Annotated in this window: 14 protein-coding genes; 10 read left to right on the forward strand and 4 right to left on the reverse strand. The window is 64.7% G+C overall.

Features of this window, described 5'->3' with window-relative positions:
• The first annotated feature begins 1 nt into the window (after position 1).
• Together ASC83_RS04300 and ASC83_RS04305 are read left to right on the forward strand one after the other, a co-directional pair.
• On the forward strand, positions 2-394 hold the full coding sequence (locus ASC83_RS04300; protein ID WP_056058628.1) for a hypothetical protein: 393 nt from the start codon (positions 2-4) through the stop codon (positions 392-394).
• A gap of 208 nt (positions 395-602) precedes the next feature.
• Complete coding sequence (locus ASC83_RS04305; protein WP_056058632.1) at positions 603-1550, forward strand: formate dehydrogenase accessory sulfurtransferase FdhD; 948 nt, start codon at positions 603-605, stop codon at positions 1548-1550.
• 199 nt (positions 1551-1749) lie between these two features.
• On the opposite strand, the gene ASC83_RS04310 is transcribed toward ASC83_RS04305, so the two are convergent.
• Positions 1750-2100 carry an RNA-binding protein gene (locus tag ASC83_RS04310; protein ID WP_056058635.1) on the reverse strand — a complete coding sequence of 117 codons (351 nt, stop codon included), beginning with the start codon at positions 2098-2100 and terminating at the stop codon, positions 1750-1752.
• 117 nt (positions 2101-2217) lie between these two features.
• On the reverse strand, positions 2218-2457 hold the full coding sequence (locus ASC83_RS04315) for a hypothetical protein (RefSeq protein WP_200938892.1): 240 nt from the start codon (positions 2455-2457) through the stop codon (positions 2218-2220).
• A 406-nt stretch (positions 2458-2863) separates the two neighbouring features.
• On the opposite strand from ASC83_RS04315, the gene ASC83_RS04320 reads away from it, so the two are divergent.
• The 3 genes from ASC83_RS04320 to ASC83_RS04330 all read left to right on the forward strand — a co-directional run bounded on the left by ASC83_RS04320 (position 2864) and on the right by ASC83_RS04330 (position 8977).
• Entirely contained in the window at positions 2864-4558 is a 1695-nt protein-coding gene (locus ASC83_RS04320; RefSeq protein ID WP_056058638.1) for a C13 family peptidase, read from the forward strand.
• Positions 4559-4623: 65 nt separating this feature from the next.
• A complete protein-coding gene (locus ASC83_RS04325; protein ID WP_056058640.1) occupies positions 4624-7143 on the forward strand; it encodes an ABC transporter permease in 2520 nt (839 codons plus the stop codon).
• Positions 7144-7495: 352 nt separating this feature from the next.
• Entirely contained in the window at positions 7496-8977 is a 1482-nt protein-coding gene (locus tag ASC83_RS04330) for a DEAD/DEAH box helicase (RefSeq protein WP_056058643.1), read from the forward strand.
• 76 nt (positions 8978-9053) lie between these two features.
• Here ASC83_RS04330 and ASC83_RS04335 read toward each other — a convergent pair whose 3' ends face one another.
• Positions 9054-9896: a symmetrical bis(5'-nucleosyl)-tetraphosphatase gene (locus ASC83_RS04335; protein WP_056058647.1), complete on the reverse strand. Its 843-nt coding sequence runs from the start codon at positions 9894-9896 to the stop codon at positions 9054-9056.
• A 35-nt stretch (positions 9897-9931) separates the two neighbouring features.
• On the opposite strand from ASC83_RS04335, the gene ASC83_RS04340 reads away from it, so the two are divergent.
• Both ASC83_RS04340 and ASC83_RS04345 read left to right on the forward strand, forming a co-directional pair.
• Positions 9932-11227: a hemolysin family protein gene (locus ASC83_RS04340; RefSeq protein ID WP_056058649.1), complete on the forward strand. Its 1296-nt coding sequence runs from the start codon at positions 9932-9934 to the stop codon at positions 11225-11227.
• 159 nt (positions 11228-11386) lie between these two features.
• A complete protein-coding gene (locus ASC83_RS04345) occupies positions 11387-11689 on the forward strand; it encodes an H-NS histone family protein (protein WP_056058651.1) in 303 nt (100 codons plus the stop codon).
• A gap of 249 nt (positions 11690-11938) precedes the next feature.
• On the opposite strand, the gene ASC83_RS04350 is transcribed toward ASC83_RS04345, so the two are convergent.
• On the reverse strand, positions 11939-12814 hold the full coding sequence (locus ASC83_RS04350) for a helix-turn-helix domain-containing protein (protein WP_056058654.1): 876 nt from the start codon (positions 12812-12814) through the stop codon (positions 11939-11941).
• 110 nt (positions 12815-12924) lie between these two features.
• Between ASC83_RS04350 and ASC83_RS04355 the strand changes: the two genes are divergently transcribed.
• The 3 genes from ASC83_RS04355 to ASC83_RS04365 all read left to right on the forward strand — a co-directional run.
• The gene (locus ASC83_RS04355) at positions 12925-13332 is read left to right on the forward strand and encodes a hypothetical protein (RefSeq protein WP_056058657.1); all 408 of its coding nucleotides are present in this window, start codon (positions 12925-12927) and stop codon (positions 13330-13332) included.
• A gap of 198 nt (positions 13333-13530) precedes the next feature.
• Positions 13531-16449 carry an aconitate hydratase gene (locus ASC83_RS04360; RefSeq protein ID WP_056058660.1) on the forward strand — a complete coding sequence of 973 codons (2919 nt, stop codon included), beginning with the start codon at positions 13531-13533 and terminating at the stop codon, positions 16447-16449.
• 209 nt (positions 16450-16658) lie between these two features.
• Positions 16659-18724: PAS domain-containing protein (locus ASC83_RS04365; protein WP_304439361.1), on the forward strand; the 2066-nt coding region annotated here is incomplete at its 3' end.

Below are 18724 nucleotides of genomic sequence, written 5' to 3' on the forward strand. Positions count from 1 at the left end.
CATGACGAGATCAAGCATCCGCACCTCTTTGCTGGCGCTGTGCGCGGCAGCTGTATGCACTGTGGCATCCGCCAAGCTGCCGGCCCCGTCCCCCGAGGCGGCTGCCAAGGCCGCCGAAGCGGCAGCCAAGGCTGCATGGGCCGGCAAGGTGGACAACTACAAGTTGTGCCTGTCCCAAGACAAGGTGGCTGCGCACTACCGCAAGACCACGCCCTCGGCCAAGCCCGCGGCTGCTACTGGTGCTGCATGCACGGACCCTGGTCCCTTCGCCTACACGCCGCCAGCTGCCAAGCCTGCAGAGGCTGCTGGTGCACACTCGCCACCTGGCACAGCCAGCAGCCCTCCCAGCACGCAGGTACCTGCCGCTGCAGCTGCACCGGCCTCCAAGTCCTGACACGCGCCCTGCCGCGCCGGGCTCGAAGCCGCGTTCCCTGGTGGGGCGCGGCTTTTTTTCTGGGCGCGATGTGCCAGGTGCATCGCCGAGCCAGCACTCGCAGGGCGATACGGCACCAGCCTGCCCCCTTGGTGCAGTGGACCGGGCCACGCAGCGGTTCATTCCAGTGCGCCAACCGCTGTAGCACCACACTGCGTATATTTGCCCCATGAGTTCCAGTTCTTTGTCCACTCCTTCCGTTTTGTCTTCGCCCTCTCTGCCGCGCCTGACGCAGGCCCACGCACCGCTGACCCATGCAGTCGAGGTCGTCAACGAACTGGGCGCACGGGAGCAGGTACAGATTCCCGCCGAGCGTCCGCTCACGATCTACGTAGACAAGCGCGAGCTCGTGACGCTGATGACACTGGGCGCACAACCAGAGCTGCTGGTGCTGGGTTATCTGCGCAACCAGCGGCTGGTCGAATCGGTGTTCGACATCGAATCGATCACGGTCGATTGGGAGGTCCACGCCGCCGCTGTGCGCACGCGCCATGGCATTGCACGGATCGAAGAGCGCACGGCCAGCAAGGTCGTCACCACGGGCTGCGGACAGGGCAGCGTGTTTGGCGGGCTCATGGACGAAGTGGACCGCATCCAGTTGCCCGACGCCCGCCTGACCCAGGGCCAGCTGTACGGCATCGTCAACGCGATTCGCCTCAAGGAGACCACCTACAAGTCGTCCGGTTCGGTGCACGGCTGTGCCCTGTTCAAGGGGGAGGACTTGCTGATTTTTGTGGAAGACGTCGGCCGCCACAATGCGATCGACACCATCGCCGGCTGGATGTGGATGAATCCTGAGACGTGCTCATCCAGCGACTGTGCAGGAGACCCCGCAACCTCTCCCATGTCAGGGGCAGACAAGGTGTTCTACACCACCGGCCGCCTCACCAGCGAGATGGTCATCAAGTCCGCGCAGATGGGGGTGCCCATTGTGGTGTCTCGCAGCGGCATGACGCAAATGGGCCATGCCGTGGCCCAGCAGCTGGGCCTGTGCGCCATCGGGCGCGCCACCAACCGCCGGTTTGTGTGCTACAGCGCTACGCACCGCTTGGTATTGCAGCCTGAACTGGCCCAGGCACCGGTGGTACCCCCCGCCCGGGCTGCTGGTGAAGTGTGAGGCGGCAGCGCTTCATAGTTAGCGCCCGTGCAGACAGGGTGGTGCTGGGGCCGTTGCCGCTCAATAGTCCTTGAGTCGGCCACCGCAGCGGCGTCGAGCACCTTCGGCCCGCCTTGGCCTGCGGCCCATGCAAAGGCATGGGGCGAGACGAAAAAAAAGCCGGCTACAGCGAGCCGGCTTTTTTCATGAGCCACAGGGCTCAATAGCGGCCGCCGCCGTAGCCGCCCGTGCCATAGCCAACGTCCGAGCGTTTGCTCGCACTGTAGCCATTGGCGCTGTAGCCGCCTGCGCCGCCACCTTCTTCACGGGGGCGGGCCAGATTCACCACAATCGAGCGCCCATCGACGGACATGCCGTGCAGCGCGCTGATGGCGGCTTGGGCCACTTCGGCCGACGCCATTTCCACAAAGCCGAAGCCCTTGGAGCGACCGGTTTCGCGGTCCATCATGACCTTGGCGGAGGACACATTGCCGAACTCGGCAAAGTTGCTTTGCAGGCTGGAATCGGTCACGGAATAGGGCAGGTTGCCCACGTAGATCTTGGTGCTCATGGAAGAGCCTTTCTGAAGGATGGCACGCAACGAAGGGCGCACCGTTGGGGTACAGCACTGTGAGCGGGAGCCCACGGCAACTGGGATGAGGACATGGAGCCTGCGGTCAGCAGAGCTTCAGCACACAGGGGGATTGGACATGCACGCTTGCAGCCAGCCCTGGGTGACGGCAAAGAGCCTGGCAGCTTCGCGCGAGGCAAAGGCTTTGTCAAAACGGAACACTCGGCAGTAGCTGCCGTTGCCACTTGAACGATGGACCGAGAAGGAGGCGCGGAAGCGGCCGCAGTCGGTCGGGTGTGTCGCGGGCGAAACGACGTACTGGCCCATGGAAATGGCGTTATTTGAAATCTGGTGCATTCGGGACCGCAGGCCGTCATCGACCTGCGTGAGCATCGAGGGACTCGGTGGGCTGCAGCTCTTCAGACCCACTGGGCGACAAGGTCGCAAAAGGCGGCCTGCCGCGGCGCGTTAGACCGCTGGGAGGCAGGCGTTGCGGTGACTGCTGGCGTCAAGAGCCGTGACTGCAACGAAGTGAAGTATATTCGATTTGTTATTTAATTTTTATTTAATATCATTTTTGGTTTTAAAAAACCGGTGCCCGTGCCTCGCTTCCGCCTGCGAAGGCCGATGGGCGCTGGCGCAATAGCGAGCTCGAGCATCGCTCTTCCTCGTCTTTTGGCCCGTTCCTGCAGCCTCTTGCGTCCTGGCTTCGACGGATTCCGCGGCCACAGAAGGCGCCACCCCGCGATGGCATGATGCGCGCATGAAAGACCTGAACGCCAGCAGCAGCACCTGGGCCGACACGTTGCCCAGCCAGTGGGGACCAGAACTGGCCCACACGGAAATTGAAGTTCCTTTGAGCCGGTCGCCGCAAGACCTGCCCACATCGTCTGCCATCAGGGCGATTTCCGCCACGGAGCGCCTTTCACTGTGGGGCTGGATGCGCGAAGGACTGCGCGCTGCACTGTTTCTGGCGCCGCGTACAGGGGCTGCGGCACCCACGCCCTGGCAGTTGCTGGTGTTGTCGTTGATCAGCGGCGCTTTGCTGGTGGGCGCTGCACGGTTACAGGTCGTGGGCCCGGCCCAGTTCAGCATGCGTGGCTGGCTCACCCCCATGTGGAGCAGCCTGGTGCTGCTGTGGCTGGCTTGGTGGGCCATGGCGCCAGCACAGCGTGCTCCTACCCCTGCGCCCGAGCTGGGTGTGCCCGGCCCCTCGGGCGGGCTGGCCGCTTGGTATGTGCTGTCGGCGTGGGCGCCCTTGGCCCCCTTGCTGGTGCTCTATGTCCTGATGGGATTGGCGGTTCACCAGCCTGCACTGTGGAATGGGCCGGTGGCGAGCATCCTTTTCTGGGTGGCCTACGGCGTGCTCACGGTATGGGTGCTGGCCACGTTGGTGGTGGTGAGTGCCCGCTTCATCCGATCGCGGGTGCGCACTGCGGTCTTTGGCGTGGCGATGGCTGTGGTGGTCGGGGTGGGCATGTGGCAGTTTCAGGACCAGCCCTGGGAGGAAGACGCCCTGGCGGTGGCCGATGCGTCGGCCGCGTCCGCCGACGGAGCACAGCCTCCAGAGCCTGCGCAACTGGCGCTATCGCAAGGCCTTTTTGAGAACCAGCAGCTGCTGTGGCAACAGCAGGTGGATGCTTTGTTGCCTCAGCGTCCCGGCGTTGTGGATGTCTATGGGTTGGTGTTCGCGCCCTATGCGGATGAAAACGTGTTCCGCCGCGAAAGCACGATGGTCACCACGCTGCTGCAGGAGCGGTTTGACGCCCAGGGCCGGGTTCTGCACCTGCTCAACCATGCTGAAACTGCCGAGACCCACCCCTGGGCGACGCCCGAGAATCTGCAACGCGCCATTGCTGCGCTGGCCGCGCGCATGGATCGCGAGCATGATGTGCTGGTGATTTACATGACCTCGCATGGCGCACGCAACCATGAACTGGCCGCCGCACACTGGCCGCTGCAGGTGCCGCCGGTGACGCCGGAGATGCTGCGCGCAGCGCTGGACGAATCGGGTATCCGCAACCGCGTGATCGCAGTGTCTGCCTGCTTTTCGGGAGGCTGGATCGAACCGCTGGCCACCGACAGCACCCTGATCATGACGGCGGCCGACGCCACCCACACCTCGTATGGCTGCGGCAGGCTGTCTGAGCTGACTTTCTTTGGCCGCGCGGTGTTTCATGAACAACTGCGCCAGACCCATTCCTTCACCGAGGCCTTTGCCAAGGCTGTGCCGCTGATTCAGCAGCGCGAGGTCGAGGCCGGCAAGGCAGACGGCTTTTCGAACCCGCAGATCCGCGTGGGCCAACAGATCGCCCCGGTGTTGCAGGCGCTGGAACAGCGGCTGCAGACGGAGGCACCGAATGCCTCCAGCGTAGCGCCGGCGGCCGAAGCGCCGAGCCCGGTGCCGGCGACAGCTGCGGCGATCGACGCCGCTATAGCGCCACCCCCGCGGCCCTGACTCGTTGAACACGTGCTAACACCCCACGCCCCGCTAGCCCGTTCGCTTTGCGCTAAGGTCTGCCCATGAACCTGTCTTTCCTGCGCCTTGGCTGGCGCACCCTGGCCCGGGACCTGCGCGCGGGCGAGTTGCGCCTGTTGATTGTGGCGGTCACCCTGGCAGTGGCCGCGCTCACATCTGTGGGTTTTTTTGCCGATCGCCTGCAAGGCGGACTGCAGCGCGACGCTCTGCAGCTGCTGGGGGGGGATGCAGTCGTGGCCAGCGACAACCCAACGCCCGCGGCATTCGTGGAGCGCGCCAAGGCGCTGGGGTTGCAATCGGTGACCACGCTGGGCTTTCCGACCATGGGCCGCGCGAGCGATGCGCAGGGCGGCGCCAGCAAGCTGGTGGCACTCAAGAGCGTGCAGCAGGGTTACCCGCTGCGCGGCAGCCTCACGGTGGCAGATGCCCCTGGTGCGCTAGAGCAGCCGACGCGTGACATCCCGGCGCCCGGCGAGGTGTGGGTGGACGCGCCACTGCTCGAATCGCTCAACCTCGCCATGGGCGACAAGCTGTTGCTGGGCGATGCGCAACTGCGCATCGCGCGCATCATCGTCATCGAGCCTGACCGGGGGGCGGGCTTCATGAGCTTTGCACCACGTGTGATGGTGAACGAACGCGACCTGCCCGCCACGGGGCTCGTGCAGCCTGCCAGCCGCCTGACCTACCGCTTTGCCGTGGTCGGCCCGGCGTCGGCCATCAAGGCGTTCAACGATTGGGCGGTGGTCGAGGCCAAGAAGCCCGAAGTGCATGGCGTGCGCGTGGAGTCGCTGGAAAGCGGCCGCCCCGAGATGCGCCAGACGCTGGACCGCGCGCAGAAATTCCTGAGCCTGGTAGCGCTGCTGGCTGCACTGTTGTCTGCCGTGGCCGTGGCGCTGGCCGCGCGCGGGTTTGCGGCGGAGCACCTCGACGCTTCGGCCATGCTGCGTGTGCTGGGGCAGAGCCAGCGCACCATTGCTGGGGCCTACACCACGGAGTTCGCGCTGATCGGCCTGTTTGCCAGCTCCTTGGGTGTGGCGCTGGGCTATGTGGTGCATTACGCGTTTGTGCTGCTGCTGGCGGGATTGGTGGAATCGGCCTTGCCTTCGCCCAGCCTGTGGCCGGTGGTGTTTGGCCTGGGCATGGGGCTCACGCTGCTGTTTGCGTTTGGCTTGCCGCCGGTGCTGCAGCTGGCGCAGGTGCCGCCATTGCGGGTGATACGGCGTGATGTGGGGGGGCTCAAGCCCGCATCGCTGGCAGTGCTGGGTATCGGCATTGCGGGCTTCGCTGCGCTGTTGCTGGCCGTCAGCAGCGACATCAAGCTGGGTCTGATTGCTGTGGGTGGTTTTGCCGGCGCCGTGGCGCTGTTTGCAGGCCTGTCATGGGTGGCGGTCAAGCTTCTGCGCAAGAGCGTGAACGAGAGCACGGCCCCGCGCTGGCTCGTGCTGGCCACGCGGCAGATTTCTGCGCGCCCGGCCTATGCCGTGGTGCAGGTCAGCAGCCTGGCGGTGGGTCTGCTGGCCCTGGTGCTGCTGGTGCTGCTGCGCACCGACCTCATCAGCAGCTGGCGCAAGGCGACCCCGCCCGATGCCCCCAACCGCTTTGTCATCAACGTGATGCCTGACCAGTCGGAGGCCTTTCAGCAGACGCTCAAGGACAGCGGAGTGGGTCGCTACGACTGGTACCCCATGATCCGGGGCCGGCTGGTGGCCGTGAACGGCAAGCCAGTGGGCCCCGACAATTACACCGACGACCGCGCCAAGCGCCTGGTGGACCGAGAATTCAACCTGTCCAACGCTGTGGAGGCACCGCCCCACAACCAGGTGGTGGCTGGGCGCTGGACGCCCGGCGAGGAGGGCGCCATCAGCGTGGAAGAAGGTATTGCCCAGACGCTGGGCCTGCAGCTGGGTGACCGTTTGCAGTTCGATATGGGCGGCGTGCAGGACGAGGCCCGCATCACCAGCCTGCGCAAGGTGGACTGGGGCTCTATGCGCGCCAACTTCTTTGTGATGTACCCGGTGGCCGAGGTCAAGGATGTCCCGGTCACCTACCTGGCCGCCTACCGCGCTCCAGAAACCCACGGTTTCGACAACGCGCTGGTGCGCCAGTTTCCCAACATCACCAACGTGGACATGGGCGCCACCATTGCCCAGGTGCAGCGGGTGCTGGAGCAGGTGATCCGGGCGGTGGAGTTCTTGTTTGCCTTCACGCTCGCAGCTGGGCTGGTGGTGCTGTTTGCCGCCGTCACGGCCACCCGCGAAGAGCGCGCACGCGAGTACGCCATCATGCGTGCCGTGGGGGCCCGTGCCAGCCTGCTGCGTCAGGTGCAGCGGGCCGAGCTGGTGGGTGTGGGTCTGCTGGCGGGCTTTCTGGCCAGCGCGGTGGCAGTGGGCGTGGGCTGGGCATTGGCGCGTTATGTGTTTGACTTCACCTGGACCGCCGCCCCCTGGGTGCCGCTGGCCGGTGCGCTCGCGGGCGCGGTGCTGGCGCTGGCCGCAGGCTGGTGGGGTCTGCGCGAGGTGCTGCTGCGCCCGGTGGTGGACACGCTCAGGCGGTCTGCCGAGTAACTGGACAGCAGCAGGCGCACTGCACTGCGTCCGGAAAGGGTGAGAGTCCGCACGAGCGCCCTCTGCCTTTCGCTGGTGCCAAACGCTTTCCGAGGGGGTTTGTCGTGGCAGCTGCGGGACATTGTTCGCCCCGCGATGCAACGACCGCACGCGGCGCAAGGTGTTGCGGCCATTGGCCTCGCCGGCCCAGAGTTTGAATAAAAACAGACGATAGCGCCGAATTCATATGCGCTGATAGCTATCAAATGGATAGCAAATACTCGCCAATGCGCTGACTGCGCCTACTGCATTTTTGCTGCTCCGGGCCCGAAAAATCACTTTTTGGGCCACCGGTGCGACAATAGAGGGCTAAATGACAAGTTCCTTTTCCAATCTATCGCTGGCTGAGCCGCTGGCGCGCGCCGTAGCCGAAATGGGCTACGAGTCCATGACGCCCATCCAGGCGCAGGCCATCCCGGTGGTGCTCACCGGCCAGGACGTGATGGGCGCAGCCCAGACCGGCACCGGCAAAACCGCCGCGTTCTCGCTGCCTTTGCTGCAGCGCCTGCTCAAGCACGAGAGCAGTTCCACATCCCCCGCTCGCCACCCTGTGCGCGCTCTGGTGCTGTTGCCCACCCGTGAGCTGGCCGACCAGGTGGCCCAGCAGATTGCGCTGTACGCCAAGTACACCAAACTGCGCAGCACGGTGGTGTTTGGCGGCATGGACATGAAGCCCCAGACCATCGAGCTGAAAAAAGGCGTCGAAGTGCTGGTGGCTACGCCGGGCCGCCTGCTCGACCATATCGAGGCCAAGAATGCGGTGCTCAACCAGGTGGAGTACGTGGTGCTCGACGAGGCCGACCGCATGCTGGACATCGGTTTTCTGCCCGACCTGCAGCGAATCCTGAGTTACCTGCCCAAGCAGCGCACCACGCTTCTGTTCAGCGCCACCTTCTCGCCCGAGATCAAGCGCCTGGCCAGCAGCTACCTGCAAAACCCCATCACCATTGAGGTGGCCCGCCCGAACGAAACGGCCTCCACGGTGGAGCAGCGCTTTTACAGCGCCAATGATGACGACAAGCGCCGAGCCATCCACCAGGTGCTCAAGACGCGCGGCATCAAGCAGGCTTTCATCTTCGTGAACAGCAAGCTCGGATGCGCCCGTTTGGCGCGCAGCCTGGAGCGTGAGGGCCTCAAGACAGCAGCCTTGCACGGCGACAAGAGCCAGGACGAGCGACTGAAGGCGCTGGAAGCCTTCAAGAGCGGCGAGGTTGATCTGCTGGTGTGCACCGATGTGGCAGCGCGCGGCCTGGACATCAAGGACGTGCCTGCGGTGTTCAACTTCGACGTGCCTTTCAATGCGGAAGACTATGTGCACCGCATTGGCCGCACAGGCCGTGCGGGCGCGTCCGGCCTGGCCGTCACACTGGTGTCGGGCAGCGATGCCCGCCTGGTGGCCGACATTGAGAAGCTGATCAAGAAAAAGATCGATCTCGAAGCCATCGAATACGAAGAAGACCGCCCCCGCGGCCGCATCAACGACGGCCGCCGCGCATGGCGTGAAGCAGGCGAGACCGGTGATCCGCGCGATGTGATTCCGGCTGCCGTGCGTGAGCGCAACGAGCGCCGTGAACCCCGCGAGCCGCGTGAACACCACCGGGGTTTCCGCCCTGCCGTGGCCTCGCGCGATCCCTTCTTCGAAAAGCCTTACGAACCCAGCAGTGCGGATACCGCCCCCGCCTGGGAGGCCGCCGCCAAATCCCCTGCGCGCAGCAGCATTTCGGCCAACATCAAGCCCAAGCGCAAGGTGGCAGCCTTGTTCAAGGCGGTTCAACCCGAGACCTCCACGCAGTAACGGCAGCCGCTCTTTGCGCTGGCTGCCGTAGTGTGCGTCCCGGGCGCGTTGACTGCCCGGGTCAATCCCCAGCTCTTTAGCCCGGCTGCTGCGCCTGTTCGCAATGCACCTGCAGCAGCTCGCGGTCAGCCAGTGTCGCGCCGAAACGCACGGCGCTCAGGCAGCCGCCCCATACACAGCCGGTATCCAGGCCCAGCAGGTCGCTGCGGTTGAGCCACCCCAGGGTGGACCAGTGGCCAAAGGCCATCAGCGTGCCAGTGGTGCGTCGGCCTGGCACATCAAACCAGGGCATCAGGCCCTCTGGGGCAGCGCTGGCGCTTTCGGTGCTTTCAAAATCCATCACACCGTCGGATGAGCAAAAGCGCATGCGCGTCAGCGCGTTCACGATCACACGCAGCCGGTCGGTGCCTGTGAGGGTATCGCTCCAGTGGTCCGGCGTGTTGCCATACATGCTGTGCAAGAAGGCGGGCAGGTCCGGACTACCCAGCACGGCATGGACCTCCTGCGCGCGTTCCAGGGTGTCCGTGGGGGTCCAGGCAGGTACCACGCCCGCATGCACCATCAGCAGGGTCTGGCCGGCATGCTCGTGGGCCCGCGCCAACGGCTGGTGGCGCAGCCACTCGAGCAAAGCGCTGCGGTCCGGGGCGTCGAGCACCGAGGCCAGGGTGTCGCGGCGTGAGGGTTTGCGCGCGCCGTGTGCGGCAGCGAGCAAGTGCAGGTCGTGGTTGCCCAGCAGGCAGCGGATGGCGTCGCCCTGCTGCATGCAGCGGCGTAGCACGGCGGCGGAGTCGGGGCCGCGGTTGACGAGGTCCCCCAGCAGGTACACCGTGTCACGGCTGGCAGAAAAGCCGATGGTGTCCAGCAGGCGTCCCAGGGCGTCGTCGCAGCCCTGAATGTCGCCGATACAGTAAAGTGCCATGATGGTCTTCGGTTGCAAACCTGATTGAGTGAAGCATGGATTTTCTGCTGATCGCGCTGCTGACCCTGCTCAACGGCGTGTTCGCGATGTCCGAGCTGGCGCTGGCGTCAAGTCGCAGGTCGCGGCTGACCGCCATGGCCGAGGCGGGTGACAAGGGCGCACAGGCCGCTCTGGCGCTGCTTGAGAACCCAACGCAGTTTTTGTCCTCGGTGCAAGTGGGCATCACCTCCATTGGCATGCTCAACGGGATCCTCGGAGAGGCTGCTTTCAGCGATGACCTGGGGCTGTGGCTGCAGCAGCTCGGGATGCCTGTGCGGGCCGCCAGCATCACCGCTACCGCGCTGGTGGTAACCGTCATCACCTTCGTCACCATCGTGTTTGGCGAACTGGTGCCCAAACGCATCGGACAGCTCTATCCCGAGGCGGTGTCCCGCCTGGTGGCGCGACCCATGGCCTGGGTGGCCCGGGTGGCCAAGCCTTTTGTGCGCCTGTTGTCGCTCTCAACCCAAGGGGTGCTGCGCCTGATGCAGGTGGACAACACAGCAGGGCGTTCGGTCACGGAAGAAGAAATCGTTGCCAGCCTGGAAGAAGGGCGCGAGGCCGGTGTGATCGAGCACCATGAGCACCAGATGGTGCAAAACGTGTTTCGCCTGGATGATCGGCCATTGACCTCGCTGATGGTGCCGCGCAGTGATGTGGGCTGGCTCGATGCAGGGTGGTCGGTATTGCAGGGCTTGCAGCAGGCGGGCCGTGGCGGTGAGCATGCCGCGCATTCGTGGTACCCCGTGTGTCGCAATTCTCTGGACGAGGTGGTGGGTATTGTGAGCGTGGCCCGGTTGCTGGAGCTGGGGCCTGATGCGCCCGGCACGCTGGAACAGTATGTGAAGCCCGCCGCCTTTTTGCCCGAGACCTTGAGCGGCATGGAGCTGCTGGAGCAGTTTCGGGCGCGCTCGGGGCGCATGGTGTTTGTGGTGGACGAATATGGCGTGGTGCAGGGCATCATGACCCCGCACGATCTGCTCGAAGCCATTACCGGTGAATTGCAGCCCGGCGCTGCCGCCGATGCCTGGGCCACCCCGCGTGGTGATGGCGCATGGCTGCTGGATGGGCTGATGCCTGTGTCCGAACTCAAGGCCCGCCTGAATATTCGAGATCTGCCGCAGGAAGACCGTGGGCGCTATAACACCCTGGCGGGGTTTTTGATGGCAGAAACAGGGCATTTACCTGCCGTAGGCGAACAGATTGTGTGCGTGGGCTGGATATTCGAGGTGCTGGCCCTGGAGGGCAAACGCATTGACCGCGTATTGGCACACCCTGACAGCGCACTTTGAAGCCTTTGTGGCTTCTTGGACCACCGGCTGTCCAGGTACTGAATATGCCAGGCAGTATTTTTGTGGTTTCTTAATGCAAAATCTTTACTCCGGCGTGTGCTCGCAGCGGTTATCCATATAATCGCTCTGTCACCAACCCCATTTTCTTATTCAGACACCATGACCAGCTACAAAGAACTTTTGAAGCAGCGTGAAGCGCTTGAGCAGCAAATCAGCGAAGCCCGTCGCCGAGAATTGTCGGACGCTGTTTCCCAAGTGCGCGCCTTGGTGGCCGAATATGGTCTGACCGCCCAGGATGTGTTCCCCGCAGGCAAGGCCGCAGGGAAAACCGGCCGCAGCTCTACCGCAGGCACCAAAGTGGCCCCCAAATACCGCGACCCGGCGACTGGCCAGACATGGACCGGCCGTGGCAAGGCGCCCAAGTGGATTCAGAACGAAAACCGCGAAAAGTTCGCCATCTGAGAAACGGCATTCGCTGCACTCAAAAAAATAGCCCGCAACTGCGGGCTATTTTTTTTGGGTGGCCTGGCATGGGGCGTAGAACTACCGAGCCTGGCCCAGCATCTGGAGCCTTCATACCTCGCTGGCGACACAAAATCTGCGCCCTGCATTCACTGGGTGGATACCGCAAAAACCGCTATCCCGACCAGCCATTGCCCACGGAACCCAAAAATTCGGTCCGCGTGTTGTTGTTCAACGCACCCCGGGCAGTCAATCCGCAGCATATTGCTGCGCCATCTCCCGCAGTACCTGGGCGGTAAATGCGTCGGCCGGGAAAAACGATTCCACCGCCAGCTCCTGCAGCGTCACATCCACTGGAGTGCCGAATATCGTCGTGGTGCTGATGAGCGACAGCATGCCATGCATGCTATTGAAACAAAACGGCATCACCACACCCAGCATTTCTCCCGCCATGACGAGTGGTGTGGATTCATCGGGCGCGGGGTATTCCAGCAGTTCGGCCTGCAGGGCCAGCAATGCCGGGTCCCCCGTGGCATGAATCTGCTGGCGCAGGCGCTCAAAGAGGTGGTGGCGCCATTGCGCCAGATTGGCGATGCGTGACGCCAGGCCGTTGGGGTGCAGGCTCAGGCGGAACACGTTGATGGGGGGCGTGAGCAGTTCAGGGCTCACGTGCGCGGCCAGCAAGGCCTGCGCTGCGCGGTTGGCAGCCACCACGTTCCAGCAGCGGTCGAGCGCGATGGCGGGGCAGGGCTCATGGCCCTTGAGCACCAGCTCGACGGCCTGGCGCGCTGCGGTCAGTGCCGGGTCGTCCAGCGCGCGTTCTCGGTACATGGGGGCGTAGCCGGCTGCCACCAGCAGTGCGTTGCGTTCGCGCAGCGGGATGGCCAGGCGCTCGCACAGGCGCAGCACCATGTCGCGGCTGGGGTTGGTGCGGCCGGTTTCCATGAAGCTCACGTGCCGCGTGGAGATGTCTGCCTCGTCGGCCAGCTCCAGCTGACTCAGGTGCCGCTGCTGGCGCCAGGTGCGCAGGTGGTCGCCAAAACTGGCAGGCCCCGCCGCTGCGCTGCGGTGCGGCAGCGGATGGCGCGGGGTGCGGCGAGAGGGGGTGGAGGGTGCGGACGTCATGCCTCGCATCCTAGGCCCAACCAGGCCGCAGGCCATTACCTGCCATGTCATCGACGCCATGCACCGCAGCGGCAACGATGCAGCCTTCTTCAACCCCCAAGGAGCTTGCCATGTTGAACCTGTTGTATTCCCCCTCCCTTTTGCGTGCCGTGGTCTGGTTCGATGCGTCCACCGGGCTGCTGTTGGGCGCCTTGCATCTGCTGCTGACGGCGTCGCTGGCCGAATGGCTGGGGCTGCCGCACGGACTGCTGGTGGTGTCCGGCGTTTTGCTGCTGGGCTACGCAGCACTGGCCACCCGCATTGCCCGCGCGCGCACCATGCCGCGCGGAGGGCTGTGGGCGCTGATCGCTGCCAACTTTGGATGGGCGTTGGCCAGCCTGGTGCTGCTGCTCGGTAACGCCGTGGCACCCACGTTGCTGGGCCAGGCGTACCTGGTGGTGCACGTGGTCTCGGTGGCGCTCATTGCTGAGCTGCAGTGGATGGGTGTGCGCCGCCTGCCTGCTTGGGCTGCCGCTTAGTTCTTTTACGCTATATATTTGATAGCAATTGAGGCATAAGGATGTAGCGCTTGGCCGATTTTTTCCGCAAAAATGGTGAAAAGAGCGTCGTATGAGCCTCTGCGCCAGGGCGGCGGGGCACAGCGGCATACCCCCAACGATTGCGCCGTCATGGGGGACTGCCAGAATAGACGCTGTTGCCTTATCAAGGAGTTCGCCATGGCCTCATCGTCCAAGCCGCTAGCCAAACCGTCGTCCCGACCCGCACGCCACGCCTTTGCCAACACGCTCAAGGGCTTCAAAACGGCGTCGGGCAAGGAGGGCAAGTTCTACTCTCTGCCCGCGCTGGCCAAGCAGTTTCCGCAGATCCAGCGTCTGCCGGTGTCGATCCGCATCGTGCTCGAATCGGTGCTGCGCAATTGCGACGGCCGCAAGGTGACGGCCGAGCATGTGCAACAGCTTGCGCACTGGGCGCCCAATGCCGCGCGTACCGACGAGATCCCTTTTGTCGTCTCGCGCGTGGTGCTGCAGGACTTCACCGGTGTGCCTTTGCTGGCCGATCTGGCCGCCATGCGCAGCGTGGCCGCCAAGCTGGGCAAGAACCCCAAGAAGATCGAGCCCCTGGTGCCGGTGGACCTGGTGGTGGACCACTCGATCATGGTCGACCACTACGGCAAGAAGAATTCGCTCGACCTGAACATGAAACTCGAATTCCAGCGCAACAAAGAGCGCTACGAGTTCATGAAGTGGGGCATGCAGGCCTTTGACACCTTTGGTGTGGTGCCCCCGGGCTTTGGCATCGTGCACCAGGTGAACCTTGAATACCTGGCGCGCGGCGTGCACAAGCGCAAGGATGGCGTCTACTACCCCGACACCCTGGTGGGCACCGACAGCCACACCACCATGATCAACGGCATCGGCGTGGTGGGCTGGGGCGTGGGCGGCATCGAGGCCGAGGCCGCCATGCTGGGCCAGCCGGTGTACTTCCTCACGCCCGATGTGGTGGGCTTTGAGATGACCGGCCAGCTGCGCGAGGGGGTGACCGCCACCGACCTGGTGCTCACGGTGACCGAGCTGCTGCGCCAGCACAAGGTGGTGGGCAAGTTCGTGGAGTTCTTTGGCGAAGGCACGCGCACCCTGGCGCTGCCCGACCGCGCCACCATCGGCAACATGGCGCCGGAGTACGGCGCCACCATGGGCTTCTTCCCGGTGGACGAAAAGACCATCGACTACTTCAAGGGCACGGGCCGTACCAAGGGCGAGATCGAGGCCTTCGAGGCCTACTTCAAAGCCCAGGGGCTGTTTGGTGTGCCGCTGGCCGGCGAGGTCGACTATTCGCAGGTCGTCAAGCTCGACCTTGGCAGCGTCACCCCCAGCCTGGCGGGCCCCAAGCGCCCGCAAGACCGCATTGAGCTGGGCAAGGTCAGCAGCCAGTTCGCTGAGCTGTTCAGCAAGCCCAACGCGCAAAACGGCTTCAACCGCCCGGCAGAGCTGCTGCACACGCGCCATCACATCCACCGCCATGGCGAAGCTGTCGCCGAAGAGGCTACGCCAGACGGTAAGCCCACGCCGGCCGGCGCACCGCGCTCGGTGGTCGAGATGGAGGCCAACAAACCGGCACTGGCCACTGCGCACGGCGAGGCCCGCGCAGCCACACTGCCCGCCAAGGGGGCTGACCCCACAGTGGGCAATGGCGACGTGCTGATTGCCGCCATCACCAGTTGCACCAACACCAGCAACCCCAGCGTGCTGCTGGCTGCAGGCCTCTTGGCCAAGAAAGCGGTGGAGGCAGGCCTCAAGGTGCAGCCACACATCAAGACCTCGCTGGCCCCCGGCTCGCGCATCGTCACCGAATACCTCACGCAGACCGGACTGCTGCCGTACCTGGAAAAGCTGGGCTTTGCGCTGGCGGGCTATGGCTGCACCACCTGCATCGGCAACGCGGGCGACCTCACCCCCGAATTGAACGAGGTCATCACCAGCAACGATCTGGTCTGCGCAGCCGTGCTGTCGGGCAACCGCAATTTCGAGGCGCGCATCCATCCCAACCTCAAGGCCAACTTTCTGGCCAGCCCGCCGCTGGTGGTGGCGTATGCCATCGCGGGCACGGTGCTCAAAGACCTGATGACCGAACCCGTGGGCAAGGGCAAGGGGGGCAAGGACATCTACCTGGGCGACATCTGGCCCACCAGCGATGAAGTCCACGCCCTGCTCAAGTTCGCCATGAACGGCAAGGCCTTCCGCGAAAACTACGCCAAGGTGGCGACCGACCCCGGAAAGCTGTGGGAGAAGATCAAGGGAGTCAGTGGCACGGCCTACACCTGGCCCGCCAGCACTTACATTGCCGAGCCGCCGTTTTTTGCCCAGTTTGCGCTCGACAAAGGCGCTGCGGCCGCGTCGGCGGTGCACGGCGCGCGCATCATGGCGCTGTTCGGCGACTCCATCACCACCGACCACATCTCGCCCGCAGGCTCCATCAAGGAAAGCTCGCCCGCAGGCCAGTGGCTGTTGCAGCACGGCGTGCAAAAGGCAGACTTCAACAGCTACGGCGCCCGCCGGGGCAACCATGACGTGATGATGCGCGGCACCTTTGCCAATGTGCGCATCAAGAACCTGATGATTCCGCCCACCGCCGATGGCTCGCGTGAAGAGGGCGGCGTCACGTTGTTCCAGAACGATGGTCCGCTGCAGGGCGAGAAGATGTTCATCTTTGATGCCGCCATGCAGTACATGGCGCAGGGCACGCCCACCGTGATTTTTGCGGGCGAAGAGTATGGCACCGGCTCCAGCCGCGACTGGGCCGCCAAGGGCACGCAACTGCTCGGCATCAAGGCGGTGGTGGCGCGCAGCTTTGAGCGCATTCACCGCTCCAACCTCGTTGGCATGGGCGTGTTGCCGCTGCAGTTCAAGGCGGGCGATTCTTGGGAAACGCTGGGCCTGACGGGCAATGAGGTGATTGATGTGGTGCCTGATGCCGCACTCACGCCACAGAGCGATGCGAGGCTGGTCATCCACCGTGCCGACGGCACGCGCCAGGAAGTGACGGTGACCCTGCGCATCGACACCCCCATCGAGGTGGACTACTACCAGGCCGGCGGCATCTTGCCGTTTGTGCTGCGCCAGCTGCTGGAGGGTTGAGGGCCCGCTGCATCCTTCTTCCTTGCCGCATCGCGCCCTGCGCTGATGCGTGCACGCAACGCCTGGGCGCAGCGCCGTCCCGGGTTGTCTTGGACGGGGCTTTGGCCCCGTTTTTCATGGTGCGAGCGCTCTGGTCATTTCCTTACGCGTAGATACACTTGTGACGTTGTGCGGCCATTTCGCTGGCACTGCCATTCACCCCTTCGTCCATGCCACCTCCCAACAGCTCTCCGACAGCGCGCATGCCCTGGTCGGATGCGCCCGCCATCACCGTGGTGCTGGTGGTGGCAGTGCTGGCGCTGGTCGTGGTGCCGCTGGCGCAGATGCTGGGGGATGGGGCGGGCGCCCAGCACGGGCTGGAACCGTTGCTGGAACTAGTGGCGGTGCTGCTGGGACTGCTGGTGGTGTCGGTGTCCCTGCACGCCCTGGAGGCGCAGGAGCAGGCGCGCGCGAATGTCCTGGTGGTGGGTTTTGGCGTAGCGGCGGCCTGCAATTTTCTGCACGGGGTGCTGGTGCACTCCGGCCCTGTGCACATGCCGCCCGGCAGTGCCGACATGTCGTTGTGGCTGAGCAGTTGGGCGCGTGTGGCCGAGGCCCTGACCTTGGGGCTCACCGCCACGCGCTTGTCTGCCCCCGGGCCGGCCCGCGCCTGGCTGGCAGCGGCGGGGGGTGTCACGCTGGTGCTCGCAGGGTCGTCGCTGGGGCCGCTGCCCCAGTGGTTTGCCCATGCTGCAGACGGTGCCTTGCGCCAGGTGGTGGCCGTGGGGCTCGCCCTGGCCTTGGCCGCCAGCGCTGTGGTGTTGCATCGCCGCAGCCGCAGCGAAGAGGCACCGCGTGAACGCCTGTTTGCCTGGGCGGCCGGAGCGTTCGTGTGCGGTGAGGTCACGGTGGGCGCGCTGGGGGGGCATTCGATGCTGGGTGGAGTGCTGTCCCATGGCTTTCGGGTGGTGGCGTATGCGCTGCTGTACCAGGCGGTGTTTGATGCAGGCATCCGCCGCCCGTTCGCGCGCATCCAGGAGGCCGAGAGCCGGTTGCGCGAGAGCGAGGGGCGTCTGTCATTGCTGGGGCGCAACCTGCCGCACAGCGTGTTGTTCCAGATCGTGCGCGAGCTGGATGGCCGGGTGCATTTTGTGCACATGGGCGACGCCATCGAACGGCTGAACGGGGTACGCGTCGAAGACGTGTTGCAGGACCCACGCGTGCTTTACCGGCAGATCCTCCCGGAAGACATAGATCGCCTGCGGCAGGCAGAGCGCCAGTCCTACCTGTCCATGACCAGTCTGGAGGCGGTGTTTCGGGTGCGCCGCACCGACGGTCAGGTGCGCTGGATGCACCTGAGTTCGTCGCCGCGCCGGCTGCAGGATGGCCGGGTGCTGTGGGATGGCGTGCAGACCGACATCACCGCCCACCACCAGGCCGAAGAGGCCGCGCACGCCCAGCAGGCGCTCATGGCCAACACGCTGCGCCATGTGCCGGGTGGTGTGTCGCGGATTGATCGGGACTTGCGCGTGCTGTACGTCAATGAACAGCAGGCCCGCTGGCTCTACACCACGCCCCAGGCGCTGGAAGGGCAGCGGCTGCAGGATGTGATCCCGCCCGAAGTGTTCGCGCGCATCCACCCGCATCTTGAAAAAGCCTTTGCGGGCGAGACCGCGGTGTTCGAAAACCGCATTGACGGCCCTGACGGCACACAGTTTCGCCACACCACCATCGCCCCAGAGAGCGTGACGGCGCAAGGGGTGGCAGCCGTGGTGCTGTTTGCCTACGACTTGACGGCGCTCAAGCGCATCGAACAAGAATTGGCCCAGCAGAAGGCGCATCTGGCCAGCGTGGTCAATGCCATGCCGGACATGGTGTTCATGAAGGACACCAACGGGGTGTACCTGTCGGTCAACCCGGTATTCGAGCGTTTTGCGGGCCGGCCCGAACGCGATGTGGTGGGCCGAAACGACTACGACCTGACCAACGCGGCCGAGGCCGAGCGCTTTCGCAAGTACGACCAGCGCGCCATGCAGGCTTGGCAGCCGCTGGTGTATGAGGAAACGCTCACCTTCGCCGAAGACGGCTACCAGGGCCAGTTCGAGACCATCAAGACGCCCATCCGCGATCTGCATGGCCGCGTGACGGGCATCCTGGGCGTGTGCCGCGACATCACAGACCGCAAACGCGCCGAACAGGAGATCGAACGCCTGGCGTTCTACGACGCGCTCACGGGTCTGCCCAACCGCCGCCTGCTGCTGGACCGCCTGCAACGCTCCATCGCCGCCTGCCAGCG

Origin of the sequence: Acidovorax sp. Root402 (assembly GCF_001425125.1) — a bacterium.
Lineage (GTDB): Bacteria > Pseudomonadota > Gammaproteobacteria > Burkholderiales > Burkholderiaceae_C > Acidovorax > Acidovorax delafieldii.

Bases quoted from the DNA above. Each gene is read 5' to 3' on its own strand.
- ASC83_RS04300 (WP_056058628.1), top strand. From the start codon at position 2: ATGACGAGATCAAGCATCCGCACCTCTTTGCTGGCGCTGTGCGCGGCA.
- ASC83_RS04305 (WP_056058632.1), top strand. From the start codon at position 603: ATGAGTTCCAGTTCTTTGTCCACTCCTTCCGTTTTGTCTTCGCCCTCT.
- ASC83_RS04310 (WP_056058635.1), bottom strand. From the start codon at position 2,100: ATGAGCACCAAGATCTACGTGGGCAACCTGCCCTATTCCGTGACCGAT.
- ASC83_RS04315 (WP_200938892.1), bottom strand. From the start codon at position 2,457: ATGCACCAGATTTCAAATAACGCCATTTCCATGGGCCAGTACGTCGTT.
- ASC83_RS04320 (WP_056058638.1), top strand. From the start codon at position 2,864: ATGAAAGACCTGAACGCCAGCAGCAGCACCTGGGCCGACACGTTGCCC.
- ASC83_RS04325 (WP_056058640.1), top strand. From the start codon at position 4,624: ATGAACCTGTCTTTCCTGCGCCTTGGCTGGCGCACCCTGGCCCGGGAC.
- ASC83_RS04330 (WP_056058643.1), top strand. From the start codon at position 7,496: ATGACAAGTTCCTTTTCCAATCTATCGCTGGCTGAGCCGCTGGCGCGC.
- ASC83_RS04335 (WP_056058647.1), bottom strand. From the start codon at position 9,896: ATGGCACTTTACTGTATCGGCGACATTCAGGGCTGCGACGACGCCCTG.
- ASC83_RS04340 (WP_056058649.1), top strand. From the start codon at position 9,932: ATGGATTTTCTGCTGATCGCGCTGCTGACCCTGCTCAACGGCGTGTTC.
- ASC83_RS04345 (WP_056058651.1), top strand. From the start codon at position 11,387: ATGACCAGCTACAAAGAACTTTTGAAGCAGCGTGAAGCGCTTGAGCAG.
- ASC83_RS04350 (WP_056058654.1), bottom strand. From the start codon at position 12,814: ATGACGTCCGCACCCTCCACCCCCTCTCGCCGCACCCCGCGCCATCCG.
- ASC83_RS04355 (WP_056058657.1), top strand. From the start codon at position 12,925: ATGTTGAACCTGTTGTATTCCCCCTCCCTTTTGCGTGCCGTGGTCTGG.
- ASC83_RS04360 (WP_056058660.1), top strand. From the start codon at position 13,531: ATGGCCTCATCGTCCAAGCCGCTAGCCAAACCGTCGTCCCGACCCGCA.